This is a genomic window from Stenotrophomonas forensis, assembly GCF_028752115.1.
Taxonomy (GTDB): Bacteria; Pseudomonadota; Gammaproteobacteria; order Xanthomonadales; family Xanthomonadaceae; genus Stenotrophomonas; species Stenotrophomonas forensis.
Window position 1 is genome coordinate 2964407 of sequence record NZ_CP082270.1, and the last position, 23285, is coordinate 2987691.

The window sequence follows — 23285 nt, forward strand, 5'->3', positions numbered from 1 at the left end:
CTAACTCAGGAACGCTGGGCGCCGGCGCTGATCGCCGAGGCCTCGCGGGCGCGCTGCCGCTGCTGGCGGCGCTCCTCGCTGAAGAAGGGATAGAACACGGTGATGAACAGCACGAACAGGAAGGCGTACTGCACGATGGTTCCCGACGAACCGTAGATCGCCCACAGGCAGTACACGACGGTCAGGCTGGTCAGGGTCCAGAACGCTCCGGTGTGGACCAGCGTGTGCGAACGCTCGACCACGAAGTAGCACGCCACGCACGAGTAGATGTAGGGCAGCAGCGTCAGCACCACCGCCGCTGACGTGATCACGTCGAACTGCGCGGACGCGGTTTCCGAGGTTGAGGTGACCAGCACGGCCAGGGTCATCAGCACCGCTACGATCAGCACGCCCTTGACCGGCACGTCATCCTTGTTGGTCTTGCTGAAGATGCTCGGGAACAGGCCGTCATCCGACGCCGCCTTGGCGCTCTGCGCGGTCAGCAGGATCCAGCCGCCCAGCGAACCGGCAGCACCGATGAAGGCGCACAGGCTGACCAGCGCACCGCCCCAGCCACCGACCGCCTTGGCCGCGGCCAATGCGAACGGCGCATCGGAGGTCTGCAGTTCACCGTTGGGCACCATGCCCATGATCACCGAAGAACTGGCGATATAGGCGATGGCAGCCAGGAACACGCCCGCCAGCGTGGCCCGGGCCACGTTCTTTTCCGGGTTCTCGACCACGCCGGCGGTCACCGAGGCCGATTCGACGCCGATGAAGGCCCACAGGGTCAGCGCCGCGGCGCTGGAGATCGCACCGAAGTTCGACTCACCGGACACGTTGTAGGCGCCCTTGAAGATGTCGGCATCGAAGAAGAACCAGCCGAAGATGGCGATGCCCAGGATCGGCACCAGCGCGAAGCTGGTGGTGACCGTCTGCACGCGGCTGACGAAGGCCGGGCCGATCATGTTGGCGAAGCTGAGCGCCCACACCAGCACCAGCACCGCGATGCAGCGCACCAGCGGCTCGGACAGGATCGGGAAGAAGTAGCTGAAGTACCCCACCGCGGCGATCGGAATGGCGACATTACCGATCCAGTTGGCGAACCAGTAGATGGTGTTGGTCTGGAAGCCCATGTACGGCCCGAACCAGTCACGCGCGTAGGCATAGGGACCACCCGCCTTCGGTGCCAGCTTGCCCAGCTTGGCGAACACGAAGGCCAGCAGCAACGCGCCGGCAGTGGTGATCAGCCAGCCCCAGATCGAGGCGGTACCGATCTTGGCCAGGCTGGACGGCAGCAGGAACACACCCGAGCCCATCATGTTGCCGGCGACGAGGAAGGTGGCTCCGACCACCCCGATTTTCTTTGCTTCTGCCATGACAATCTCCTGTACTGGCATGAGCCCGGTACGGCCGGGCGTGGGGACGGTTGCGCTGGCGTACGGCCGCTGGCGCTTACTTGATGAAGTTGTATTGCAGGCTGCCCTGCACCCGGACCGTGTCGCCGCGCGTGCCGCCCTGCTGTTCCAGGCGGCCGTACAGCAGCTCCATGCCCATCGTCCACGAGGGCGCCGGGCTCCAGATCAGGTTGAACACGCCGTAGCGGCTCTGCCGGAACGCGTCGGTGGCCAGTGCCGCATTCCGTTCCAGCGTCAGCTGCCCGAGGATCAGGTTCGAGCGCCACAGTTCGGACCAGTAATGGGTGTAGCCCACGAAGCCACCATGCAGGTCCAATGCATCCAGGCGGCCATCGGCGCCGACCACGGCATCCAGCCCGGAGCCGGTCAGGTCGGCGGTGTAGCGGCTGAGGCCACGCCCGCCCAATGCACCAAACAGCAACAGGTCGCGCTCGCCCACCGAGGCCGAGCCGCTGAGCTGCAGGCCGCCGGCCATGCGCCGGTCGCGCTCGCCATCGCCGTCATAGGCCAGGCTGCGCGCCACCGCACCCAGTTGCAGATGGCCCCAGTCACGCTCCATGCGCGCGGTCACCGTCACATCGGGCAGCCGGTTCACTGCGGCCCGTTCCTCGGTGGCCCCGGCCAGTTCGGTCTTCGGGTCTTCAGCGGCGACGGTGAGCGTGTTGCCCTTGCCCATCGCGAAGCTGTGGTGGATGCCCGCCACCAGCAGATAACCGGCACCGCCCGGCCCTGCGAAATCCAGCGTGTCGGGCAGGCTGTCCGGGTCCATGAAGCTGGAGTAGCCGTAGCCGGCGTAGGTATTGCCAAGCTGGCCATAGGCATGGCGCAGCCGGAACTCGTAGCCATCGCTGCTGCCGAAGAAGTCGTTTTCCAGGTAGAAGCGCAGATTGCCGTGCGTGGTCGGTCGCCGCGCTTCAAAACTGAAGCGGGTCTGCTTGGCATGGATGTTGAAGTTGGACACGTCGCGATGACTGCCCCCCACCGGCATCGACGAGGGAATGAACTGGTCTTCGTCACCCGCCGCGCGCGAGTCGGCAATGGCATCGAGCTTGGCGTAGCCCCCGATGCGGATCACCGTGTCGGTTCCCGGGATGGCGAAGAAGCCCTTCAGATCGGGGTCGGTCGGGCCTGCGGCGCTGTCCGGACGCGATGCGGCGGTGGACGGGTCGGCCACGGAGTCGCGTTGCGGCAGCACCGGCTGTGCCACACCCGGCACCTGGGTGCGATGGACTACATCGGTCGCAGCCGCCGTTGCAGCACCAGCCGCTACAGGCGCTGCCGGCATCTGCGCCAACGCAGGCGCAGGCGTCGCGTCGCGTTGTTCAAGCCGATCCAGGCGCTGCTGCATGCCTTCCAGCGCCTGCCGCATGGCGGCAATCTCGCGCCGCAGTGTCTGTGTATCCTCCGCATCGTGCTGTTGCGCATACGCTGGCGTGATCGCCAGTGCACCCAGACACGCCAGACTCAGTACCGCCACACGCATTGCATCCTCCCCGGACGAACATTCGCATCACGTTCCCGGAGCGCACGCATGCGCCACCCTGGCCTCGCGTTGCCGTTGCTGGAAATGCAGGTACTGCGTCGACGACACCGGTCAGCCTGCGCGTGGCAGGCAACAGAACGATGACACTGTCCTGCCCGCCCCCATGTCGACTCCATCAAGGCCGCGCTGCCAGAGAGGTGGCGACCGCAGCGGTCTGGGTAACAAGCAGGGAGTGAGAGTGTCGTGAATGGCTGAGCCGGCCGACCCCGATTGGGGGCTGGCGAACGCGGCATCCATCGCGTAGTGACGCTGTATTCCATGCGTCACAGGCTAATCCGGCTGTCGTTTTTGGCCTTGATTGGAATCAAGGCGCGATGCTTGATGTCAGTCACGATTCAGACGTGACGAAGAACAGGTGCTGCGCAGGTGGCTGTGCCCGCCTGGGCCGCTGAATGCAGCAGGCCCGCATGTCACCATGCGGGCCTGCGGTTCACGTCATGCGATGCGGGTTTCGATCAGCGCGGGCCCAGCACCGTCTGCAGGTCATCCCCCTGCGGCAGGCCGGCACGACGCTGCACCTGGCCCTGCGCATCCTGGAACAGAATGCCCGGAGTACCCTGGAAGCCCATCTCGATCATCAACACCTGGTTGGCATCGAGTTTGCCCGCGATCTCGCGGCTGATGCTTGGCAGCGCCTTGATGCCACCGCGGTCGAACTGGTGCTCGTTCTCCAGCAGCGCCGCGCTCGGGTCACGCGCCGACAGGATGGCTGCGGCCTTGGCCGGGCTGTCCTCGCGGATTACGCCGACCATGATGTGGCGCAGCTGCACCTTGCCTGCATCGACCCATGGGCGGGCCGCTTCCCAGAACTTGTGGCAGTACGGGCAATTGGCATCGCTGAAGGTATAGACCACACGCGGTGCGTCGGCCTTGCCATCACGCACCCAGGCGCTGGCCTCCAGCTTGGTCCACATCTTGGCCGACATCGGTGCGGCGACCAGCTTTTCCACGGCCTCGGCAGCCACGTCGTTGCCTTCGGCATCGAACAGGCTGCCGACCAGCACGTGCTTGCCGTCAGCGGTGACGTAGGCCGCAGCCGGCTGCTGCCCCCCCACCACACCGGCGAAGCCACGCAGTCCACCCGGCGCATCGAACTCGGCAACGACCTCGAAGCCGTGCTTTTCGATGCCCTTCAACACTGCGGGACGGTCACCCTTGGCAGCGGCTGGAGCGCTTGCGGCCGGTGCCGCCGCAGTCTTGCCTGGCGGAGTCTGGGCCTGGCTGCAGGCGGCCAATGCCAGCATGACCGGCAACAACAGCAACGCCGGAGCGGTGCGCAGGGAAGTCGACAACATGGGAACTCCGTAGTGAGATGCCCGCGCAGGCTACCGCAGCCGGCGCAGTTTGTGTTCAAGACCAGCGGCGGTCAGTTCGCCCAGGTGCAGTTCACGCAGGCGCCCGTCGGCATCGAAAAAGAGGGTCGAAGGATAGGCCTGCACGCCCAGCACGGTTGATGCGGCCGCGTCGTCGTCCAGCAACACGTTTCCCAGCACCAGCCGCTCGTCGGCGAGAAAACCCTGGACCTCATCCAGGGTTTCGCCTTGATTGAGGAATACGAACTGCACATCGGCATGTGCCTGCTGCGCCGCGGCCAGCACCGGCATTTCTCGGCGGCAGGGGCCACACCATGTGGCCCACAGATTCAGTACCAGCGGCGAGCCCCGGAACTGCTGCAGATCAACCGGGCCACCCTGCAGATCCGTCACCTGCAGCGTCGGCAATGGCATCTGGCGCTCCTGCCACAGCGACAATACCTGGCTCCCTCCAAACCAGAGCAATACGCCGACCAGGGCCGCTGTCAGCACCGGCGCACGTAACACGGGCCATCGGCGCAGGCGCCACAGCCCCCACGCAAGCCCCGCCAGCACCACCACCACCAGATGATAGCCACCATCGGTGATCTGAAGAATGCTCCACGGCGCGCCACGATACAGCGCGAAATTCAGTGCCACGAAACTGATGCGACCGCACAGCAGGCCGATCAGGAGCATGTCCAGCACCATGCTGGCCGCCGACGGCAGCGGCTCCGGGGCGTTTCCGCGTGGCCACAGGCGGGCAACCGCCATGGCCAGCGCAGCGCACACAAGAATCAACACCACCGGCATCGGAACCGGTCCAACACTCGACATCAACCCACCTGTTCAATCATTCATCCACTCCATGGTCGAAGCGTCACGCCCAGGTTGCAAGCACGACTGCAACATTGATGTCTCACGCGGCGCTTCGCCCCAGCTGCGCACCCGTCGGCGCCTGCAGCCCACGCAGGCTGCCTGCGACCGAAGGCATCAGCGGCCGCTCGCGTCGCTTGCAGCTGACGTGGCGGCGATAGTTGGCGGGCGTCATGCCCACAATGCGAAGGAACAGGCGCCGGAACGCGCTCTGGTCGGCATAGCCCACCCCCCAGGCCACTTCGTCGATACCGGCGCCCTGCTGCAGCAGCGTCTGCGCCTTGGCGATGCGCAGCCGCTGGCAATACTCGATGGGCCGCAGACCGGTGGCCCGGAGAAAGCGTCGCTGCAGCGTCCGCGGTTCCAGCCCCGAGACCTCGCAGATCGCGGCCAGGGTGGCGCCACGTGCTGCGGTGGTGTGCAGCCAGCGCTGCGCCTTCAGTACGTCGCGATCACCATGCGCGAAATTGGCGCTGAAGCGCTCCAGATCCTGCTGCACTGCATCCGGCACCGTGATGCCCAACTGTTGCGCCACCGCGCTGGCCACGCCCTGTCCATGCAGCCGGTACAGCAGCCGAAGCCCCAGGAAGCGCCACGCCTGCGATCCGCCGACGGTCAGCAGATCGCCGTCATCGACCAGCGCACGCTCGCTCGGCACCCAGCTCACGGCCTGCGCCTGCAATCCCGGGTGCCGCCCCAGATCAGGCCCGCTGACCGTTCGCCCGGCCAGCAGGCCCGCACGCGCAAGAACGCTCACACCTTCGCTGGCTGCAGCCAGCAGGCTGCCACCGTCATAGTGGGCGCGCAGCCAGTCCAGCACGACTTCTTCGGCACGCAGGCAGGTGCCGGGACTGATCTGCCCGGGAACGGCGATCACCGCAGGAATGGCGGCATCGAGCATCTCCGCACCGGCGATGCGGTGCACACCGGTCTGACTGGCGGGTACGATCCAGCGCGTGACCAGCACACGCTTGAACGGCCGGCGCTGTTGCTGGGCCAGGCGATTTGCGACATGAGCCATCTCAGCCAGTACGGAGGCGGCAGACGGATCGCCTCCCGGATACTCGACCACCGCGACCTCGACGAATCCCTCGTTCCTGATTCCATCCACAGACCACCTCCTCGGTTTGTTACAGGCCATCGAACGGCCGGTTCAGGCGAAGGGTAGGAACTGGTCCAGCGGCGGGGCTATGAAGAAAGTTGCAAAGTGCGCTGAATACGCGCCTCCGGGCCAGGTCTTGACCCTTGACCAGACTCCAGGCTTCACAATGACCTGCAGCACCTGCAGGAATCCGCCATGAACATTGGACAACTGGCCCGCCAGGCTGGCGTGCCGATCGATACCGTCCGCTACTACGAGCGGCAGCAGCTGCTGCCGACGGCGGCGCGCTCGGCCGGTGGCTACCGCATCTTCGGCGAGCCGGACCTGCGCAGGCTGCGCTTCATCCGCCGCGCCAAAGCGCTGGGCTTCAGCCTGGACGAGATCGGCGAACTGCTCGCGCTCAGTGATCGTCACTCGCAGGACATGGGCAGCGTGCGCGACACCGCACAGGCCCGCCTGCAGGACATCGCGCAACGGATGGCCGAACTGCAGCGCATGCACACCGCGCTTTCGCAGCTGGTCGACGCCTGCCCCGGGCATGGTGCGCTGGATCAATGCCCGATCCTGGCGGCGCTGACCGGCGACAACGCGTAGCCACCGCGACAGGAATCTGCCGCGCAGCGTGCGTGAAGAAAAGTGCAACAAATGCTTGCCAACCCCCGGGGGCAAGGCTATTATTTCGCTCCTCAGCGACGTGGGGCCATAGCTCAGCTGGGAGAGCGCCTGCATGGCATGCAGGAGGTCAGCGGTTCGATCCCGCTTGGCTCCACCAATCTTTCGGCATTAGGCCGTCGAAAGGTCGCTAAAGAACATTGATGAGAATTGCGTCCCCATCGTCTAGAGGCCTAGGACATCACCCTTTCACGGTGGCGACCGGGGTTCGAATCCCCGTGGGGACGCCACTCATCACGAACAACGAGGACCCGGCCGATAACCGGGTCTTTTTTGTTCACCGCCTACCGGCATTCAGGTTGTGGCGTTGCGGTTCCCCTGCCCCTGTGGCTTCGGATGAACCGGGACGAAAAAAGTTGAAAAAAGGCTTCCACAAACGTGAACACGCAGGTATGATAGGCGGCTCGGTAACACGGGGCCATAGCTCAGCTGGGAGAGCGCCTGCATGGCATGCAGGAGGTCAGCGGTTCGATCCCGCTTGGCTCCACCACTTTCGACATTAGGCCGTCGAAAGTTCTACAACTTGAAGTTTTCGTGCGTCCCCATCGTCTAGAGGCCTAGGACATCACCCTTTCACGGTGGCGACCGGGGTTCGAATCCCCGTGGGGACGCCAGTTTCAAACGGACTCTGCTCCCGGCAGATCATCCGCGGTTTCATTGGGGCCATAGCTCAGCTGGGAGAGCGCCTGCATGGCATGCAGGAGGTCAGCGGTTCGATCCCGCTTGGCTCCACCACTTCGACATTAGGCCGTCGAAGGTTCTACAACTTGAAGTTTTCGTGCGTCCCCATCGTCTAGAGGCCTAGGACATCACCCTTTCACGGTGGCGACCGGGGTTCGAATCCCCGTGGGGACGCCAATTCTTGAGAACCCCGGCTTCGGCCGGGGTTTTTCTTTGCCTGGAATCCAGGCACTCATTTCAGAACCGCCGATACATCCCGATCGACGCCGGCGCGGTGGGCGCGAAGCCGAACTGTGCGTACAACCGGTGCGCTTCACCATCGGCCAGCAGGCTGACGTACGCCGACGGCGGCAGGCTGGCCCGCATCCAGTCGTCCAGCCGTCGCATCACCTCCTTGCCCAGGCCCTGCCCCTGAAGGCGTGGCAGCACGGCGATGTCGCAGACCTGCAGGTGGCAGCCGCCATCGCCGACGATGCGCCCCATCGCTACCAGCTCATTGCCCTGGTAGGCACAGACGCCGAACAAGGTATTGGGCAGTGCGCGCGCAGCGGCGTCCTGATGTTTGGCACTGAGGCCTGCCAGTACACGCAGCCGGCAGTAGTCCTCGACCGTGGGCACGGCTTCGCGGAACTGGCAGGTGGCGGATTCATTCATGCGGCATCTCCTGATGTGTCGGGCTATCCTGCCGCATCCACGTCGCAGCCGCTGCGACCCACACCGGCAGAGTTCGCATGTGCTATTCCGCCCTGATCCGCGCCGACTACGCCAAGCTGGTGCGCGAGTTCGGCGCCATTCTCTCGCTGGAGGAATTCGCCGAGCTGTACGCGCACGATCCCGGCAAGAAGCGCCCGAAAACCCCAAAAGCCATGGACGACGGCTTTGCCGGCGCGCGCACGGAACAGGGCCGCGACATCGTGGCAAAGATCCAGCAATGGCATGCGCAGGAGCAGCAGGCACTGGAGGCCGAGCTGGTCCGGCAGCGCGAACGACGCGATATCGCCCACGCCACGCTGGCGACCCGCCCCACCCAGAAGGCGCGCAACGACCTGCGCGTGGCCGGCAACCGCATCGAGCGCGCGCAGGCCCGGCTGGAGGATCTGCATCGGGTGCAGCTGCTGCCGCGCGACAACCGCATTTTCCCGGGCACCTACGCACCGGTCATGGTCAGCGACAACGGCCGGCGGGTGATCAAGCCGATGCGCTACCAGTGCCGGCTGCCGGACACGCCAGCACGCAACGACGTGCTCTACCCCGGCACCTACAATGCCCGGCGCGACAGCCTGGAAGGCTACTGGCGCGGCGCATTCGGGCTGCGCCATGGGGTCGTGGTCGTGCAGGCGTTCTATGAGCACGTGCCACGCCACGCCATCGACGCGCGCACGCTGGGCGCCGACGAGAAGGAACAGGACGTGGTGCTGGAATTCCGCCCCGATCCGCCCCGCGACCTGCTGCTGGCCTGCCTGTGGGCAGAGTGGGAAGGACCGGAAGGCCGGCTGCTGTCATTTGCCACGATCACCGATGCCCCGCCACCCGATGTCGCCGCCGCCGGGCATGACCGCGGTGTGGTGCCGATCCGCCGGGAGCACCTGGACGCCTGGCTCAATCCGGACCCGGATGACCTGGCCCTGCAATACCGCATCCTCGACGACCGCGAGGACATCCGCTACGTATACGACGAAGCCGGATGAACACCACGCGCCTATGAAAAACCCCGCCTGGGCGGGGTTTCTGGATCAGGGGTTGCCGCCGCACATCGCCTCTTCGCAGAAGGCTTGTTCCTGCAGGCACTGCTCGACCTCACCGCCGCGCGCGATGCAGCTCTTGTAGAGCTGGAAGCAGGGTTGGCCGCACCATGCGGCAGTCGCGGTACCACCGAAGACCGCCATCGAAAGGACACCCGCAGCAACCATGCGCTTGATCCACTTCTTCATGCCACTCTCCTTGTAGGCCTGAGCATTCAGGCCACGGCAGCATACGCCGGTCCTCTGCGCCGGGGCCAATCAGGCCTTGACGCGGGAATGCCCCACCGCGCGCACCAGCGCCTGGGACAGATCCACCGACAGGTACGGTTTGACCAGCAGCACCCCAGCCAGCATCGACGCCGGCAACTGCTCGGCCAGCATGCCAGTGGCCAGCACGAACGGCACACCGCGTGCCGACAGCGCTGCCGCCACGGGCTCGCTGGTCTCGTTGCGGGCCAGGCGGTAGTCGAGCAGGGCCACGTCCGGCGCCGAATCCTCCAGCAGGCGCAGCGCTTCGTCCACGCTCGCGGCCAACCCGACCACGGTCGCGCCGGCATGCACCAGCTGCATCTGCAGCAGCGCGGCGCTCATTTCGTCGTTCTCGACCACCAGCACCCTCAGGTCCTGCAACACTGTCATCGGCTACCGCTCCTGGAGGTATTCACGCCGCCGCAGTATAGCCACCACGGGGCCGATGCCGACAGGAAGCGCCCCGAATGGCCCTGCCCCTATGAAAGCCCTGCCGACCTCGGTTACACTCACGCGCTGCCTGCCGGTGTGGCGGAATGGTATACGCAGCTGACTCAAAATCAGCCGGGGGTGACCCCATGAAGGTTCGAGTCCTTTCACCGGCACCACTGCATCAAAGGCCAGGTCCATGACCTGGCCTTTTGCTTTTCCAGGCCCAAGGTGCCCACACTGCCTGGCATGCCTGCGTCGAATGTGCCGCCACTTCCGGACACCTTGCCCGCACGTCTGCGCCCCCTGCGGACGGATGATGCGGCCGCATGGTCCCGCTACCTCTCGCTGCCGGGCGTGATCGAACACACCAGCTGGGGCGACATCTCGGAACACGCGTTGCGCCAGCAGATCGCCCGCTACATGCCGGGCGGCCCCGATCAGCGCTGGGCGCTGGCCGATGCCGAGGACGGGTTGATCGGCACCATCGGCTTGAACGGCATCGATCTCCTGCACCGCCGCGCCGAGCTCGCGTATGACCTCGACCCGGATTGGCAGGGACAAGGGCTGGCCACGCATGCGGCGCGCGCAGTGCTCGACTGGGGGCACGCAGTACGCCGCCTGGTCCGCATCCAGGCCACCGTCCTCGACAGCAATGCCCGCTCGATCGCCGTGCTGGAGCGTCTCGGCATGCAGCGGGAGGGGCTGCTGCACGCCTATCGTCATGTACGGGGCCACCCTCGCAATTTCTGGCTGTTTGCCCATCTCGAAGGTGCGGTCACGTCCCCCCGCTGAAGCACAATTGCGACCGCTGACAACGTTGGCACTAGACGCAGCGCACACTTTTCTTGCCAGCCTCACGCACTTCTGCCTATCGTGATCGCGCCGGATCGGGGCGGGGGAATGCATGACGTTGCGTGCTGCACTGTTTTTTGTGGTCACGCACGCGCTCGTCATTGCCTTGATCGGCCCGCAGGATCCGGTCGGCTCCTACCTGATGCTGATCACCGCCCCATTGCTGGCCGCACTGGCCTGCGCGCGGCGTGCACGTGACAGCCGCGCGGCCTGCAAATGGCGGATGCTTGGCGCCGCCGTCGCGCTGTTCTCGCTTGCACTGCTGGCCCTGCTGTACCGCAACGTGGCCGGCCTCGATCCCGCGCAGATGACCGTGTCATCGCTGATCCTGTACGTGTTCTACCGGATTCCCCTGACCTACGTGGCCGCCAGCCCGGGAGGCGGAAGCCGCGCCATCCGTGCGGTGGACCTGGCAATCATCGCGCTGCTGTGGCTGCTGTACTACGTGCACACCCAGGCCATGGCCCCTCTGAACCCCGCGTTGTGGACGCAGTGCCTGAAGACGATGAGCAGCGTGCAGAACAGCCTGGTGTTCTGCTTCGCACTGATCCGCTTCATTGCCGAGGACAATCCCGACCGCCGTGATTTCTTCCGGACACTGACCCTCTACGCGGCGGGCTACTTCCTGCTGGCGCTCTACATCAACACCTACCAGCCACAACTGCCCGATGGCAGCTGGGGGGACCTGCTGATCAGCGGACTGTTCGTGCTGCTGGCAGTGATGGCCGGCAGCCGTCGTCGCCGCCCCGCGGCGGAGATTTCCCTCGCGCTGCGGCGCATCGTCGATGCCGGCGTGCCGTTGATGCTGCCCCTGCTGCTGATGATGGTGGCGCTGCTGGTCGCCCGCCTGCAGCCGACCCTGGCCACGGTGGGCTTCCTGGGCGCCCTGCTCGGCTATGCCCTGCGCAGTGTGCTGAGCCAGGTCGACATCCAGCGCCAGCGCGATGAACTGGAAACGCTGGCCCGGCGCGATGCGCTCACCGGGCTGGGCAACCGGCGCAGCTTCGATGAATCACTCGGCGCGGCGCACCGCCGTGCCCGCCGCCAGGGCCTGGGCCTGGCGGTGCTGATGATCGACATCGATCACTTCAAGCGGCTCAATGATACCTATGGGCACCCGGAGGGTGACCGCCGCCTGCGCGCGGTTGCCTCGATCCTCGACGGTTGCCTGCAGCGCGGCGATGACCTGCTGGCCCGCTACGGCGGCGAGGAGTTCATCGCCGCCCTGCCCTCGGCCGAGGCAATGCACGCGCTGGAGCTGGGCGAACGGCTGCGCGCCGCCGTCGAAAGCGCCGCACTGCCGGCTGCCGACGGCCAGGTGACCATCAGCGTGGGCGTGGCGTGGCAGGCCGCCGGCGATGAGCGCGAACCCAGTGACCTGGTCGCTCACGCCGACCAGGCCCTGTACCGCGCCAAGCGTGACGGGCGCAACTGCGTGCACCTCGCCCCGGCGCCCGGCACCGCCGAGGCCCCGTCCGGCCAGCGCGCCTAGACCGCGCGCAGGGCCGGTACCCCATGCGCATGGCCAGCACCTTCCTGGACACGGAAGCTGGCCACGGTCTGCAACAGGTGCGCCGACTGCTCCTCCATGCTGCGCGCGGCAGCCGAAGCCTCTTCGACCAGGGCCGCGTTCTGCTGGGTGCCCTGGTCGATCAGGTCCACCGCATGGTTCATCTGCTGGATGTCATCGCTCTGCTGTTGCGAGGCGGTGCTGATCTCGGTCATCAGATCGCTGACCCGGCGCACGTTGGTCACGATCTCGTCCATGGTGCGGCCGGCACTCTCGACCTGGGCGGTACCGGCCCCGACGTTGGCCACCGACTCATCGATCAGCTGCTTGATCTCCTTGGCGGCGCTGGCCGAACGCTGCGACAGCTCGCGGATCTCGGTGGCGACCACCGCGAAGCCGCGGCCATGTTCGCCGGCACGCGCAGCCTCCACGGCGGCATTCAGTGCGAGGATGTTGGTCTGGAAGGCGATGCCATCGATCACTCCGATGATGTCGACGATGCGCCGCGAAGATGCATTGATCACCGCCATCGTCTCCACCACCTCATGCACCACGCTGCCGCCCCGCGCGGCGACATCGGCCGCCCCACCGGCCAGCTGGCTGGCCTGGCGCGCGTTGGTGGCGGTGCGCTGCACCGTCTCGGCGAGCCCCTTCATCGACACCGCGGTTTCCTCCAGCGACGCCGCCTGCTGCTCGGTACGCTGCGACAGGTCGCTGTTGCCCTGGGCGATCTCGGTCGCACCGACCGCGATGGTATCGGCGGCGAACTTGATCTGGCCGATGATCGCGGCCATCGCTTCGACCAGTGAGTTCACGCCGTCGCACAGTTCGGCGATCGCACCCTGCTTGTCGGCCGTGGCCACGCGCCGGGTGAGATCGCCCTGCTTGGCTGCGGCCACCACCTCGCGGGTCTGCGCAACCGCACGCTGCATCGCCTGGTTCTCATGCACCTGCGCGGTGATGTCGGTAGCGTACTTGACGACCTTGAACGGCTTGCCGTTGAGGTCGAGGATCGGATTGTAGGAAGCCTGGATCCAGACTTCACGCCCGCCCTTGCCGAGGCGGCGGTACTGCCCGGCATCGTATTCGCCGCGCCCGAGCTTTTCCCAGAACTGGCGGTATTCATCGCTGCTGCGATGCCCCGGCTCGACGAACAGCGAATGATGCTGGCCACGCACCTCATCAAGGTTGTAGCCGGTGGTGGCGAGGAAGTTGTCGTTGGCCGAGAGGATGCGGCCATCCATGCTGAACTCGATCACCGCCTGCGACTTTGCAATCGCCGCCAGCTGCCCCGCGGAATCGGCCGCCTGCAGCTTCTGCGCCGTGATGTCGGTGGCGAACTTGACCACCTTGTACGGCCGCCCCTGCTGGTCAAGCACCGGGTTGTACGACGCCTGGATCCAGATCTCGCGCTGGCCCTTGCCGAAGCGACGGTACTGCCCGGCATCGTACTCGCCGCGCCCGAGCCTCGCCCAGAAATCACGGTATTCCGCGCTGCGTGCCAGTTCGGGATCGACGAACAGCGAATGGTGCTTGCCCTGGATCTCATCCAGCCGGTAGCCCATCGCCTGCAGGAAGTTGTCATTGGCCTGCAGGATGGTGCCGTCGAGTGCGAACTCGATGACCGCCTGCACGCGGTGCAACGCCGCAACCTGGGCTTCGAGCTCGGCGCGGTGGGTCGCCGCCGGCTCGGTGCGGGTGCGCTGCTGCGGGGCCAGCGCGCCCAGCAGCGCACGCCACGGCGACCAACGGGTATGCAGCTCGGCCGGCGCCTGCGCGCCCGCCGTGAAGCCTGGAATGAGCATTGTCTGATCCTCGGTGTCCGGTAAGCGGTTGCGACCCGACGGGCGGGATGCCCGGCGGCAACTTCAGTTGCTTGGGACTACAGGTACCGGGTGGGCACCCCTCGAGCGGCTGGCAAGAACATCTGGTGCGGGTGCGATCGGCATCTGGGAGCGGCGGAACACACAGCGCGGACCGCCCATCGGGGGCAGCCTGGGGTCCTGCAGCGGGTGACTGGAGCGGGATCCAGAGGGGATATCGGCGATGGGGCGGGCGGCTTTAGCGGGATTCCGCGACGTCCGTCGCAACTTGCGACGCCATCGCGGGGATGCGGTAGACAATCGCGATGTACTTCACAGCTTGCTCACGCGCGACGGGGACACCGCCGAGGGATTCCGCCAGGCGCCGGCTGGGCGCGTTCTGCTCGGCTACCGGGTAACGGAATGCGGCGCAGTCCAGCCGCAGGGACGCGGACGCCAGCACCGCCGACACGGCTTCGCGGCCATAGCCCTGCCCATGCATCGATTCAGCGATCCAGATGCCCAACTCGGGTTCCGCATCACCGGTGCGATGCAGGCCTGCCAAGCCAAGGAAGGTGTGGTCCGTGCGGCGGCGGATGACGAATGTGAAGTCCGAACCATCAGCGATGGTGAGCAACCACGCGCGCCAGACCACGGCGAATGCCTGCTCCGATGCCGGCGGATCGAACGCCATGTAGCGGGTCAGCCCCGGCGTGATCGCGATGAACGCCTCGCCTGCGTCATCCGTTGTGAAGGGCCGAAGGCTCAGCCGCGGGCTGCCGATGGTCCAGTCGCTGGGACGCGGGATATGGGTCGTCGTTGCCTTCATTGAGCACAGCCTCGCCCGAACGCCGATGCAGTTCAAGCCGAAAAGGTTTGCATGACCAACGGGAGATTCCGAGGCAGATGAAAATGGCCAGCATGCAGCGGACTGCAGGACGTTCACTGACACGGAGATCGCATGTTCACACGCTTGGCCAGCTTCCTGATCCTGGGCCTGTGCAGCGCCGGCGCCCTGGCCGCCGATGCCCCCTATCGCCCGACCTTCCATCCCGACCAGTTGAAGGGGCCGCCCGCCGGGCGCCCGAACGAAGTGCTGGTACTGGGCAGCACCCACTTGTCCGGGCTGCCCAAGACCTTCCAGCCGGCCCTGCTCGAGCCCTTGCTGCAGCGACTGGTCGCCTGGAAACCCGAGCTGATCGCCACCGAGGACCTGTCCGGCCTGCAGTGTGATTTCATGCGCCGCTACCCCGCCCGCTACGCGGAAAGCGTGGCCACCTACTGCTTCGACACTTCGGCCGCACAGGCCGCGACCGGACTGGACGTGCCCGCTGCGAACACCGAGGTCGAGCGCCTGCTCTCGAACTGGCCACATGATCCGACGCCTGCACAGCGTCGTCGGCTGGCCGCATTGTTTCTTGCGGCGGGCGAACGGGGATCTGCACAGGTGCAGTGGCTGCGCCTGCCCGCCGCCGAACGCAAGGACGGCGACGGGCTGAGCGCGGCCCTGGTCGAGTTCCTCGACAAAGGCCTGGCTCGCCGCAATGAAACGAATCTGATCGCTGCCGAAGTCGCTGCGCGCCTCGGCCATGAGCGTCTCTGGGCGGTGGACGACCACACCGCCGATTCACCCACACCTGCCGAGGACGAAGCGGCGGCCAACGCCGCCATCACCGGCGCCTGGAAGAACGCGCACTCGCAGGCGCGGCGGGAGGCCGACAAGCGTCTGGTCGCCGATCTGGACAAGCCCGACGGCGTGCTGGCGCTGTACAGGGCCTACAACAGTCCCGCGGCGGCGATGGACGCGTACCGGAGCGACTTCGGCGCGACACTCGTCGAGCCGTCAGCCAAGGCGTTCGGCAGGATGTATGTCGGCTATTGGGAAACCCGCAACCTGCGCATGGTCGCCAACATGCGCGACGTGCTGGGCCTGCACCCCGGCAGCCGCATGCTGGCCATCGTCGGCGCCTCGCACAAGGGCTACTACGAGGCCTACCTCAACCAGATGCACGATGTGCAGCTGGTCAGTGCGGACGCAGTATTGCGCTGACGGTGGATGGTGCCGGCCCTGTGCCGGCACTATCCTGCAGGGCCCGCGTTGCAGGTACCGACATGCTCAAGGTGATCGCCGAGGATTTCATCCATCCCGCTGCCGTGGAAACCGTGCTTCCGCTTTACCGGGAGCTGGTTGCCTGCACGCAGCGCGAGCCGCTGTGCATCAGCTATGAACTGTTCGTTGACCAGAAGGATCCCGGGCACTTCGTCTTCATCGAGCTCTCGCCGGACCGCGCCGCGCTCGACCTCCACTGCGCCAGCGAACACTTCCAGCGCCTGGTGCCACAGATCAACGCCTTCCAGCGTGCGCCCTGCCGGTTCGTGCTGATGGAAGCCGCTGCGCTGTAGATCACGGGGCGGCGGTTCGCGGTGGTGGCCGATTGGCCCGCCACAGCACCGCGCTTGCGGCCAGCGTGCAGGCCAGTGTCAGCACCAGCAACGCCACAACGCCGCCGTGCAGCAGCGGCAGCAACGCCTGCGCATGCAGGTCGCCTCGCAGTTGTTCCAGGCGCAAGCCGGCGGCCAGCGCCAGGCACCAGCCAATCATCGCCGGTGCGTAGGCGGCAACGACAGTTCGATTCCAGGCCATCATCGTGCACTCTCCTGTCCGGGGTGGATGGGGCGATTGTTCCGCCCCGCCCTCTCACAGGCTGAGACCGCCTCCAGCGGCTATCGCGACCAGCCTCCGCCCAGCGCCGCCATCAACGCCGCGCTGGCCTGCAGCTGCCGGCTCTGGATGTCCTGCAGTCCCAACTGCGCCTGGCGGGCATCGGTCTGAGCGCTGACCACGTCCAGGTAGCTCACCGCACCACCGGAGTAACGGTCATTGGCGATCTGCTCGGCACGCCGTGCGGCGGTCACCGCATCCTGCTCGTGGCCGCGCTGCGCATCGAGCTGGCGCAGCAGGGTCAGCTGGTCTTCCACCTGGCGGATCGCGGCCAGCACGGTAGCCCGGTACTGCGCCGAGGCCGCGTCGAACTCGGCATAGGCCTCGGCCTTGGCCGCCTTGCGACGGCCGCCGTCGAACACCGGCAGCGCCGCCAGTGGACCCAGCGCCCAGTAGCGGTTACCCGCGTCGAGCAGGGCACTGCCACCCGAGGTCTGGCCGCCCAGCAGGCCGCTGAGACTGAGCTGCGGGAACCACGCGGCGCGCGCCACACCGATGCCCGCATTGGCAGCGAACACCCGGCGCTCAGCGGCAGCGATATCCGGCCGTCGCTGCAGCAGGCGGCTGGGCAGATCGGCTGGCACCGATGGCAGGGCCGGCAGACCCGCGTCGGCGATGACGAAGCCGGTGGCCGGCGCGCCGACCAGTTCGGCGATGGCATGCCGCAGCAGTTCATGGCGGCCGTCGAGCGCATCCAGATCGGCCTGCGCGCTGGCCAGTTGGTGCTGCGCGCGCGATACATCCAGTTGCGAAGCGATCTCGCCACGGAAACGGTCTTCGGTCAGCGCCAACGCCTGCCGGTAGTCCTCGATGCTGTCATGCAGGATCGCCTGCTGCGCCTCGGCGCCGCGAAGCTGCAGATAGAGCCCGGCCAACTGCTGCGACATGCTCAGCTGCGCAGCGGCAAGGTCATCACCACTGGCCTCGGCACGCGCCTTGCCCGCGGCAGCTGCGTTGCGCAGGCGGCCCCACAGATCAAGGTCGAACGACAGCGAGAACGTGGCGGTATTGCTGTCATAGATGGCCGGCTGGGTGGCGCTGCGCAGCGGCTTGTCATCGGACTGCCGCTGGCGCACCGGGCCGGTACTGAAGCCGACCTGGGGCGCCCGCGCCGATGCCACTCCACCCGCTGCGGCGCGTGCCGCATCGTAGTGCGCCACGGCCAACGCCAGGCTCGGGTTGGCCGCGCCCAACTGCTGTTGCAGCCGGTCCAGCACCGGGTCCTGGAAGGCCTGCCACCACGCCTGTGGCAGCGCCCCTGATCCGGCAGTGGCCCCTGCACGTTCATAGGCCACCGGCACTGCCACCGCTGGCACCTGGTAGGCGGGCGCCAGCGAGCAGCCAGCCAATGCCAGCGCCACCGCCACCGCCACCGCCGCCAGTACGGCAGCGCGCTCAGCCGCGGGCATGCGTGGGCTCCTGTCCGCCGGCCACCACATGCACCCGGTCACCTTCGCGCAGTGCATCAGGCGGATTGGGAATGACCCTGTCCCCGGCCTGCAGGCCTCGGTCGACGCGCAGCGTGCTGCCCAGGTCACTGGCGATATGGATGTCGCGCAGGTGCACGATGTCCTTGCTGTCGACCACTGCCACCTGGGTGCCCTTGGCCCGGAAGATCAACACCTCCGCTGGCACGCTCACGCCAGCTCCCCCGCCCTGCAGTGGCAGCGTCACTTCCGCGTAGCTGCCGGGCAGCAGTGCGCCATCGGCATTGTCGACCACGAACTGTGCCAGCAGGGTGCCGGAACTGCGGTCGATCGCGCTGGAGTCTCCCTGCAGGGTGGCGGTGAAGTGGCGTCCCTCCTGGCCCGGTACCTGCAAGGTTGCCTGCAGCCCGGGACGGATGCTGGCCGCGCTGTTCTGCGGTACCGGCACCATCAGGCGCAGGCGTCGGGTATCGGCGATGTTGAACAACTCGCGCCCGCTGTCATCGGCGCGGATCAACTGGCCGACATCGGTCTGCCGCGAGGTGACCGTGCCATCGAACGGCGCACGCAAGGTGCGGTAACGACCGAGTTCCTGCAGCCGCGCGTAGTCGGCCTGCGCCGCTTCCACGCTGGCCTGTGCGGCCACCGCATTGGCCTGCTTCTCGTCGGCTTCCTGGCGCGATACCGAATGGCTGCCGAGCATGCCCTGCCAGCGCTCGGCGCTGACCTTGGCCAGCGCCGCATCGGCCTGCACCTGCAGCAGATGGGCATGCGCCTGCGCGATCTGCTGGTCCAGCTCCGGGCTGTCGATCACCGCCAGCACCTGCCCCGCCTTCACCGGCTGGCCGATGTCAGCGCTCCACGACTTCAGGTAGCCACCCACACGCGCGTGGATCGGTGCTTCGGTCCAGGCACTCAGGTGCGACGGCAGCGTCATCGTGCCCGCAGCACCCCGCGCCCCTGCGGTGACCACCTGCACCGACGGCACCGCCTGGCGCTCGGTCCAATCGACCACGGCGTGTGCCTGCTGCGCGCGCAGGGCCAGGCCACCGGCAACGAGGATGACCACCACGGCGGCGGCCAGGACCAGAGGACGGCGCAGCGAATGCTGCGGCAGCGAAGACTCAGACATGCAGGGGTTCTCCGGCAGGAGCAGTACGGGTTTTACGGGAGTGGGCCAATGCGAACACCACCGGCACGAACAGCAGCGTGGCGCACGTGGCCAGCAGCAGGCCGCCGATCACCGCGCGGCCCAGCGGTGCATTCTGTTCAGTGGACAGTGCAGTCGGCAGCATGCCCAGGATCATCGCCAGCGCGGTCATGCAGACCGGGCGGAAGCGGGTAAACCCCCCTTCCAGTGCGGCCTTGACCGCGTCGCCGTGCTCGGCCAGGCGCTCGCGGCAGAAACTGACCACCAGGATCGAGTTGGCCGTGGCCACGCCCATGCACAGGATGGCACCGGTCAATGCCGGCACGGACAACGTGGTGTGGGTCAGGAACAGCATCCAGACCACGCCTGCCAGGCCCGCCGGCAGCGCGGTGATGATCACGAACGGATCGGTCCAGGACTGGAAGTTGATGACGATCAGCAGGTAGATCAGCACGATCGCAGCCAGCAGGCCGTAGCCCAGGCCGCTGAAGGCCACGTGCAACGCATCGATCTGGCCGTGCAGGCCAACCTCGGTGCCGCGCGGCCGCTGGCCTGCCATGCCATCGATGATCTTCTGCACGTCGGCCGCCACGGCGCCGAGATCGCGGCCCTGCACGCTGGCATATACGTCCAGCGTGGGTTGCACGTTGTAATGGGTAACGACCGCCGAACTGGAGCCGCGCTGGATCTCGGCCAGGCCACCGAGCACCTGTGGCACGCCACCAGCGCTGCCGGTGACCGGCAGCGCCTGAAGTGCGGCCAGGCTGTCCATGCGGTACTGCGGCGTGGCGGCGACCACGCTGTAGGAGATGCCGTTCTTCGGGCTCAACCAGAATGTCGGGGCGACCTGGCCGCTACCGGCCAGCGACGCCACCATGCTGTTGGTGACATCGCGCTCGGTGATGCCCAGCCCATTGGCGCGAAGCCGATCGACCTCCACCTTCAGGGTCGGGTAGCCATCGGGTTGCTGCAGGCGCAGGTCGACCAGGCCCGGCACGTGGCGCAGGCGGCGCTGCAGTTCCTGCGCATAGGCGCGATTGCCGGCCGCATCCGGTCCGGCGATGCGCACGTCCAGCGGTGCCGGCGAACCGAAGTTGAGGATCTGGCTGCTGGTATCGGCGGGCAGGAACGCAAAGCTGGCGCCCGGGAAGGCCGAAGGCAGTACCTCACGCAGGCGTCGCGCGTATTCGGCGGCATCGCCGTGACCCGGTTTCAGCGAGACCTGGATGTCACCATCCTGCGGACCGATGGTGCCCGTAGCGCTGTAGGCCATGTTGATGCCGGTCATCGGCAGGCCGAGGTTGTCGACGATGGCATCGATCTCCTGCGGCGGCAGTTCCTGGCGGATGCGCGCTTCGATGCGGTCGAACGCTGCAGCGGTTTCCTCGATGCGCGTGCCCAGGGGCAGGCGCACATGCAGCGACAACGCGCTGGCTTCGGTGGCCGGGAAGAAGTCCTGGCCCAGGGTTGGCAGCAGCGCGAAGGACACCAGTACGCAGGCCATGAAACCCAGCAGGAAGCGGCCCCGGTGCGCCAGTGCCAGGCCCAGCAGCGCGTGGTAGCGGTCGCGGGTGGCGGAGAATCCGGCTTCGAAGCGCTGCTGCCAGCGCACCAGCGTGGCCGCCATCCGTGCGCGAGGCGGTTGCGGATGATCGCCTTCATGATGGTTGAGGAACGCATCCTCGGGATGATGGCCTGCCCCGCCCTCCACCCGGTGCGGACGCAACAGGTACAACGCCATGGTCGGCACCAGCGTGCGCGACAGCACGAACGAGCTTGCCATGGCGAAGATCACCGCCAGCGCCATCGGTCGGAACAGATAGCCGGCGATGCCGTCGAGCAGGAACATCGGCACGAACACGATGCAGATGCACAGCAGCGACACGAATGCCGGGCCGACGATCTGCGCAGCGCCATCAAGGATCGCCTCGCGTACGCCCTTGCCCTGCTCCAGGTGCCAGTTGACGTTCTCGATGGTGACCGTGGCATCGTCGACCAGGATACCCACGGCCAGTGCCAGGCCACCCAGGGTCATCACATTGAGCGTCTGCCCGGCGGCGGACAGCAGCGCGATGGCCGACAGCACCGCCAACGGAATCGAGGCGGCGATGATCACGGTCGAGCGCCAGCTGCCGAGGAACACCAGGATCATCACGCTGGTCAGCAGCGCGGCGATGATGCCCTCGCGGGCGACGCTGCTGATCGATTCGCGCACGAAGGTGGACGCATCGCCGAGCAACGAGATCTTCAGCGACGGCGGCAGGGTTTCGCCAATCTGCGGCAGCATGGCCCGGATGCGGCTGACCAGGGTCAGGGTCGAGGCGTCGCCATTCTTCAGCGCCGCCATCAGCACCGAGTGGCCACCGTTGACCCGCACGATGTTGGTCTGCGGCGGCGAGCCATCGCGCACATGGGCGACCTGGCCGATGGTGACCACCGCACCGTTGACGGTGCGGATCGGCAGGTCGTTCAGCGCTTCGATTTCGCTGGGGCTGTTGTTGAGCAACACGGTGAATTCGTTGCTGCCCAGCTTGGCGGTGCCGACCGGGGTGATCTGGTTCTGCGCGGCCAGTGCGTTGCCCACGTCCTGCGCGGACAGGCCCTTGGCCGCCATTGCCTGCGGGTCCAGGTCGAGGGTGACCTGGCGCTGCCTGCCACCGTAGGGCGCGGGAATGGCCAGGCCAGGGATCGAGGTCAGCGGCGGGCGCACGGTGTTCTGCGCCAGGTCACGGATCTGCGATTCACCCAGCGTCGGGCTGGAGAACGCCATCTGCAGCACCGGCACGGTGGAGGCGCTGTAGTTGAGGATCAGCGGCGGGGTCATGCCGGCCGGCATCTGCTTGACTATGGTCTGCGAGATCGCGGTGATCTGCGCATTGGCGGTGCGGATGTCCACGCCGGGCTGGAAGAACACCTTGACCACGCCCATGCCCGCCAGCGACTGCGATTCGATGTGCTCGATGTCGTTGACGGTGGTGCTGAGCGCACGCTCGTAGGGCGAGATCACCCGCCCGGCCATCGCATCCGGTGACAGGCCGGTGTACTGCCAGACCACGGCGATGACGGGGATGCCGATATCGGGGAATACATCGGTGGGGGTGCGCAGCGCGCTGAGCGGACCGACGATGCAGATGAAAATGGCCATCACCACGAAGGTGTAAGGCTTGTTGAGCGCGGTCCTGACCAACCCGAGCATGCGGCTCTCCAGCGATGCCACTGCCCACCGCGGGCAGCGCAGGCCGGCAAGTATCGGCGCTACCGGCTAAAACAAGGCTGTGCCGCAGATGAAACATATTTCATGAAGGGAGTGGGTTCGGCAGGGCTGCGCCCTGCACCCGCAGAAGCAACGGCAACAGCAACAGCCAAAGCAACAGCAACAGCGTGCTTTCCGCGGTTTGGTGGGGCGATGCCGGAGTGCGGGGACGCCGCAAGTACGTCCGTGTAGGCTTGGCAGCCGCATCCATGCGGCTGACACCCCGCACTCCGACACCGCCCCACCTCTGACAGATTCCCGTGGCTGTTGGTGGATGTCGACCTTGGTCGACACATCCGTCAGATATCGATAGTCAAACTTTGATCAGATCTACCGTGTCGACCAAGGTCGACACCTACCAGAGCAGAATGCCGTTCCAGCAGATCGCGAAATACTGTCGAAGGCGGGGTGGGTCCGGTGGCAGGGGTGTGAGCGCCATGGATGGCGCGACCAAGCCCCCATGGATGGGTTCACGGCGTCCCCTGCCACCGGACCCACCCCGCCATCCCACGGACTGCCCGCTTTTGACGTTGACGTTGATTGCGGCAGGTGCAGGGCTGCAAGCCCTGCAGAAGAACACCCC

General features: G+C 66.6%; 20 protein-coding genes and 7 tRNA genes. 13 read left to right on the forward strand and 14 right to left on the reverse strand.

Going from position 1 to position 23285, the window contains the following annotated elements:
- Positions 1 to 5 precede the first annotated feature (5 nt).
- From adiC to K5L94_RS13775, 5 genes are all read right to left on the reverse strand, one after another.
- The gene (gene adiC / locus K5L94_RS13755) at positions 6 to 1358 is read right to left on the reverse strand and encodes an arginine/agmatine antiporter (protein ID WP_006461445.1); all 1353 of its coding nucleotides are present in this window, start codon (positions 1356 to 1358) and stop codon (positions 6 to 8) included.
- Between the two features lie 76 nt (positions 1359 to 1434).
- On the reverse strand, positions 1435 to 2880 hold the full coding sequence (locus tag K5L94_RS13760; RefSeq protein ID WP_274510661.1) for a DcaP family trimeric outer membrane transporter: 1446 nt from the start codon (positions 2878 to 2880) through the stop codon (positions 1435 to 1437).
- 515 nt (positions 2881 to 3395) lie between these two features.
- Positions 3396 to 4235, reverse strand: coding sequence for a thiol:disulfide interchange protein DsbG (gene dsbG / locus K5L94_RS13765; RefSeq protein WP_164087824.1), 840 nt, complete (start codon positions 4233 to 4235; stop codon positions 3396 to 3398).
- 30 nt (positions 4236 to 4265) lie between these two features.
- Positions 4266 to 5069: a TlpA disulfide reductase family protein gene (locus K5L94_RS13770; protein ID WP_274512634.1), complete on the reverse strand. Its 804-nt coding sequence runs from the start codon at positions 5067 to 5069 to the stop codon at positions 4266 to 4268.
- 82 nt (positions 5070 to 5151) lie between these two features.
- Positions 5152 to 6219, reverse strand: a complete 1068-nt coding sequence (locus K5L94_RS13775; protein ID WP_274510662.1) for a GlxA family transcriptional regulator — start codon at positions 6217 to 6219, stop codon at positions 5152 to 5154.
- A gap of 186 nt (positions 6220 to 6405) precedes the next feature.
- On the opposite strand from K5L94_RS13775, the gene K5L94_RS13780 reads away from it, so the two are divergent.
- The 7 genes from K5L94_RS13780 to K5L94_RS13810 all read left to right on the forward strand — a co-directional run bounded on the left by K5L94_RS13780 (position 6406) and on the right by K5L94_RS13810 (position 7740).
- Positions 6406 to 6804 (forward strand): heavy metal-responsive transcriptional regulator, encoded by a 399-nt coding sequence (locus K5L94_RS13780; protein WP_053450073.1) that lies wholly within the window; start codon positions 6406 to 6408, stop codon positions 6802 to 6804.
- Positions 6805 to 6906: 102 nt separating this feature from the next.
- Positions 6907 to 6982 (forward strand) — tRNA-Ala (locus K5L94_RS13785).
- 54 nt (positions 6983 to 7036) lie between these two features.
- A tRNA-Glu gene (locus K5L94_RS13790) sits at positions 7037 to 7112 on the forward strand.
- A 184-nt stretch (positions 7113 to 7296) separates the two neighbouring features.
- Positions 7297 to 7372: transfer RNA gene (locus K5L94_RS13795), tRNA-Ala, on the forward strand.
- A gap of 48 nt (positions 7373 to 7420) precedes the next feature.
- Positions 7421 to 7496: transfer RNA gene (locus tag K5L94_RS13800), tRNA-Glu, on the forward strand.
- Positions 7497 to 7541: 45 nt separating this feature from the next.
- Positions 7542 to 7617: transfer RNA gene (locus K5L94_RS13805), tRNA-Ala, on the forward strand.
- Positions 7618 to 7664: 47 nt separating this feature from the next.
- Positions 7665 to 7740: transfer RNA gene (locus tag K5L94_RS13810), tRNA-Glu, on the forward strand.
- 60 nt (positions 7741 to 7800) lie between these two features.
- Here K5L94_RS13810 and K5L94_RS13815 read toward each other — a convergent pair.
- Positions 7801 to 8217, reverse strand: a complete 417-nt coding sequence (locus K5L94_RS13815; protein WP_133934978.1) for a GNAT family N-acetyltransferase — start codon at positions 8215 to 8217, stop codon at positions 7801 to 7803.
- Between the two features lie 77 nt (positions 8218 to 8294).
- Between K5L94_RS13815 and K5L94_RS13820 the strand changes: the two genes are divergently transcribed.
- The gene (locus K5L94_RS13820; RefSeq protein WP_274510663.1) at positions 8295 to 9251 is read left to right on the forward strand and encodes an SOS response-associated peptidase family protein; all 957 of its coding nucleotides are present in this window, start codon (positions 8295 to 8297) and stop codon (positions 9249 to 9251) included.
- 45 nt (positions 9252 to 9296) lie between these two features.
- Here K5L94_RS13820 and K5L94_RS13825 read toward each other — a convergent pair whose 3' ends face one another.
- Complete coding sequence (locus K5L94_RS13825) at positions 9297 to 9494, reverse strand: hypothetical protein (RefSeq protein WP_006461763.1); 198 nt, start codon at positions 9492 to 9494, stop codon at positions 9297 to 9299.
- A gap of 69 nt (positions 9495 to 9563) precedes the next feature.
- Positions 9564 to 9944 carry a response regulator gene (locus tag K5L94_RS13830; protein WP_006461765.1) on the reverse strand — a complete coding sequence of 127 codons (381 nt, stop codon included), beginning with the start codon at positions 9942 to 9944 and terminating at the stop codon, positions 9564 to 9566.
- A gap of 132 nt (positions 9945 to 10076) precedes the next feature.
- On the opposite strand from K5L94_RS13830, the gene K5L94_RS13835 reads away from it, so the two are divergent.
- From K5L94_RS13835 to K5L94_RS13845, 3 genes are all read left to right on the forward strand, one after another.
- Positions 10077 to 10162 (forward strand) — tRNA-Leu (locus tag K5L94_RS13835).
- Positions 10163 to 10232: 70 nt separating this feature from the next.
- Positions 10233 to 10778 (forward strand): GNAT family N-acetyltransferase, encoded by a 546-nt coding sequence (locus tag K5L94_RS13840; protein WP_133934980.1) that lies wholly within the window; start codon positions 10233 to 10235, stop codon positions 10776 to 10778.
- Between the two features lie 112 nt (positions 10779 to 10890).
- Complete coding sequence (locus K5L94_RS13845; protein WP_053450123.1) at positions 10891 to 12330, forward strand: GGDEF domain-containing protein; 1440 nt, start codon at positions 10891 to 10893, stop codon at positions 12328 to 12330.
- Here the strand turns inward: K5L94_RS13845 and K5L94_RS13850 are convergent.
- Together K5L94_RS13850 and K5L94_RS13855 are read right to left on the reverse strand one after the other, a co-directional pair.
- Positions 12327 to 14153 (reverse strand): methyl-accepting chemotaxis protein, encoded by a 1827-nt coding sequence (locus K5L94_RS13850; RefSeq protein WP_053450124.1) that lies wholly within the window; start codon positions 14151 to 14153, stop codon positions 12327 to 12329. The two genes, K5L94_RS13845 and K5L94_RS13850, sit on opposite strands and share 4 nt — an antisense overlap.
- Before the next feature lie 256 nt (positions 14154 to 14409).
- Positions 14410 to 14979 (reverse strand): GNAT family N-acetyltransferase, encoded by a 570-nt coding sequence (locus K5L94_RS13855; protein ID WP_197605383.1) that lies wholly within the window; start codon positions 14977 to 14979, stop codon positions 14410 to 14412.
- A gap of 132 nt (positions 14980 to 15111) precedes the next feature.
- Between K5L94_RS13855 and K5L94_RS13860 the strand changes: the two genes are divergently transcribed.
- Positions 15112 to 16200 (forward strand): DUF5694 domain-containing protein, encoded by a 1089-nt coding sequence (locus K5L94_RS13860; RefSeq protein ID WP_274510664.1) that lies wholly within the window; start codon positions 15112 to 15114, stop codon positions 16198 to 16200.
- 62 nt (positions 16201 to 16262) lie between these two features.
- The gene (locus tag K5L94_RS13865; RefSeq protein ID WP_274510665.1) at positions 16263 to 16553 is read left to right on the forward strand and encodes a putative quinol monooxygenase; all 291 of its coding nucleotides are present in this window, start codon (positions 16263 to 16265) and stop codon (positions 16551 to 16553) included.
- 1 nt (position 16554) lies between these two features.
- Here K5L94_RS13865 and K5L94_RS13870 read toward each other — a convergent pair whose 3' ends face one another.
- From K5L94_RS13870 to K5L94_RS13885, 4 genes are all read right to left on the reverse strand, one after another.
- Positions 16555 to 16794, reverse strand: coding sequence for a hypothetical protein (locus K5L94_RS13870; protein ID WP_274510666.1), 240 nt, complete (start codon positions 16792 to 16794; stop codon positions 16555 to 16557).
- 80 nt (positions 16795 to 16874) lie between these two features.
- Positions 16875 to 18281, reverse strand: a complete 1407-nt coding sequence (locus K5L94_RS13875; protein WP_274510667.1) for an efflux transporter outer membrane subunit — start codon at positions 18279 to 18281, stop codon at positions 16875 to 16877.
- Positions 18268 to 19431, reverse strand: a complete 1164-nt coding sequence (locus K5L94_RS13880) for an efflux RND transporter periplasmic adaptor subunit (protein ID WP_180880217.1) — start codon at positions 19429 to 19431, stop codon at positions 18268 to 18270. Before K5L94_RS13880 ends, K5L94_RS13875 begins: the two co-directional genes overlap by 14 nt.
- Positions 19424 to 22645, reverse strand: a complete 3222-nt coding sequence (locus K5L94_RS13885; protein ID WP_274510668.1) for an efflux RND transporter permease subunit — start codon at positions 22643 to 22645, stop codon at positions 19424 to 19426. The genes K5L94_RS13880 and K5L94_RS13885 overlap by 8 nt, the downstream gene beginning before the upstream one ends.
- Positions 22646 to 23285: the final 640 nt, after the last annotated feature.

Bases quoted from the DNA above. Each gene is read 5' to 3' on its own strand.
- adiC (WP_006461445.1), bottom strand. From the start codon at position 1,358: ATGGCAGAAGCAAAGAAAATCGGGGTGGTCGGAGCCACCTTCCTCGTC.
- K5L94_RS13760 (WP_274510661.1), bottom strand. From the start codon at position 2,880: ATGCGTGTGGCGGTACTGAGTCTGGCGTGTCTGGGTGCACTGGCGATC.
- dsbG (WP_164087824.1), bottom strand. From the start codon at position 4,235: ATGTTGTCGACTTCCCTGCGCACCGCTCCGGCGTTGCTGTTGTTGCCG.
- K5L94_RS13770 (WP_274512634.1), bottom strand. From the start codon at position 5,069: ATGTCGAGTGTTGGACCGGTTCCGATGCCGGTGGTGTTGATTCTTGTG.
- K5L94_RS13780 (WP_053450073.1), top strand. From the start codon at position 6,406: ATGAACATTGGACAACTGGCCCGCCAGGCTGGCGTGCCGATCGATACC.
- K5L94_RS13815 (WP_133934978.1), bottom strand. From the start codon at position 8,217: ATGAATGAATCCGCCACCTGCCAGTTCCGCGAAGCCGTGCCCACGGTC.
- K5L94_RS13820 (WP_274510663.1), top strand. From the start codon at position 8,295: ATGTGCTATTCCGCCCTGATCCGCGCCGACTACGCCAAGCTGGTGCGC.
- K5L94_RS13825 (WP_006461763.1), bottom strand. From the start codon at position 9,494: ATGAAGAAGTGGATCAAGCGCATGGTTGCTGCGGGTGTCCTTTCGATG.
- K5L94_RS13830 (WP_006461765.1), bottom strand. From the start codon at position 9,944: ATGACAGTGTTGCAGGACCTGAGGGTGCTGGTGGTCGAGAACGACGAA.
- K5L94_RS13840 (WP_133934980.1), top strand. From the start codon at position 10,233: ATGCCTGCGTCGAATGTGCCGCCACTTCCGGACACCTTGCCCGCACGT.
- K5L94_RS13845 (WP_053450123.1), top strand. From the start codon at position 10,891: ATGACGTTGCGTGCTGCACTGTTTTTTGTGGTCACGCACGCGCTCGTC.
- K5L94_RS13850 (WP_053450124.1), bottom strand. From the start codon at position 14,153: ATGCTCATTCCAGGCTTCACGGCGGGCGCGCAGGCGCCGGCCGAGCTG.
- K5L94_RS13855 (WP_197605383.1), bottom strand. From the start codon at position 14,979: ATGAAGGCAACGACGACCCATATCCCGCGTCCCAGCGACTGGACCATC.
- K5L94_RS13860 (WP_274510664.1), top strand. From the start codon at position 15,112: ATGTTCACACGCTTGGCCAGCTTCCTGATCCTGGGCCTGTGCAGCGCC.
- K5L94_RS13865 (WP_274510665.1), top strand. From the start codon at position 16,263: ATGCTCAAGGTGATCGCCGAGGATTTCATCCATCCCGCTGCCGTGGAA.
- K5L94_RS13870 (WP_274510666.1), bottom strand. From the start codon at position 16,794: ATGGCCTGGAATCGAACTGTCGTTGCCGCCTACGCACCGGCGATGATT.
- K5L94_RS13875 (WP_274510667.1), bottom strand. From the start codon at position 18,281: ATGCCCGCGGCTGAGCGCGCTGCCGTACTGGCGGCGGTGGCGGTGGCG.
- K5L94_RS13880 (WP_180880217.1), bottom strand. From the start codon at position 19,431: ATGTCTGAGTCTTCGCTGCCGCAGCATTCGCTGCGCCGTCCTCTGGTC.
- K5L94_RS13885 (WP_274510668.1), bottom strand. From the start codon at position 22,645: ATGCTCGGGTTGGTCAGGACCGCGCTCAACAAGCCTTACACCTTCGTG.